General features: G+C 72.4%; 1 protein-coding gene. It reads right to left on the bottom strand.

Translation table 11 applies throughout. The annotated features are described in order from the left end of the window. On the bottom strand, window positions 1-1063 hold a 1063-nt coding region (locus ACIKT0_RS18840; protein ID WP_407106829.1), incomplete at both ends, for a CCA tRNA nucleotidyltransferase.

Genomic DNA, 1063 nt, shown 5'->3' with positions numbered 1-1063 from the left:
GCTTGCTGTTCCCTGGGCGCTGACTTTCCCGGGTGTGTTCGCGGAACACGGACTTCTGGACGCGGGCCAGCAGACCACCGCGGCGATTGCGGCGATACGGCGATGCGGGTCCCTTCCAGCGGTCGGGCAGCGCCAGCAGCGTGGCCCAGCGCCAGTCGCCGGGCTCCTTTCCCGCATCCGCCCAGGCGAGGCGGACGCGGTCCCGATAGGCCTCGGCCCCCTCCCGGTAGAGCAGGCGGCGCACGGCCGCCTCGTCCCCGCCGGGGGAGATGGCGGGAAGCATGTCGCCGATCTTCTCGAGGCGCTCGGCTTCCGCGTTCGACAGCCGCAACCGCGCGCGCAGACGTTCTGCGTCTTCGCTGACGAACTGCGAAAGGGCAGCGAGCCGTAGAAGCGCGTCCGGCGCGCGCGCGTCGAGGCCGGTCAGGCGGGCGAGACGCGCGAGCCGGTAGGCGCCGCCGATCAGCGGCGCGAGCAGGCCGGCCTGCGCCATCACGGCGACCGTATCGGCCGCGCGACGGGCGACGAGCAGCTTCAGCAATTCCGCCCGCACCCTCTCGCGCGAGAGGCTCGCGAGCCCCTCCCGTCGCCGAACCGAGGCGAGAAGGCCGTCAGGATCCGGAGCCCCTTCGGCGTAGCGGGCATGGAAGCGGAAGAAGCGGAGGATGCGGAGGTAGTCCTCCCGGATCCGCTCGCACGCCGAGCCGATGAAGCGCACCCGCCGCGCCTCCAGGTCCGCGAGCCCTCCGACATGGTCGTGGACCACGCCGGAGCGATCCAGATAGAGGCCGTTGATGGTGAGGTCGCGTCGTTGCGCGTCCTCGGCCCAGTCCCGCGTGAAGGCGACCACCGCCCGCCGACCGTCGGTCGCGACATCGCGGCGAAGGGTCGTCACCTCGAACGGCGTCCCGTCGACGATGACCGTGACCGTGCCGTGCGCGATGCCCGTCGGCGCCGTCTTCCAGCCGCGTTCCTGAGCTTCCGGCCCGATCTGCGCTTCTGGGCGCTGGCGGTCGCGCTTCTGCTCGCTCTCGCAGCCCTCTGGGGGCCGACCGCGCAGGCC

The sequence above is a fragment of the Hansschlegelia beijingensis genome, from assembly GCF_045505405.1.
In the GTDB taxonomy this organism is placed as follows: Bacteria; Pseudomonadota; Alphaproteobacteria; order Rhizobiales; family Methylopilaceae; genus Methylopila; species Methylopila beijingensis_A.
This window is presented reverse-complemented; position numbering and strand designations above follow the sequence as displayed.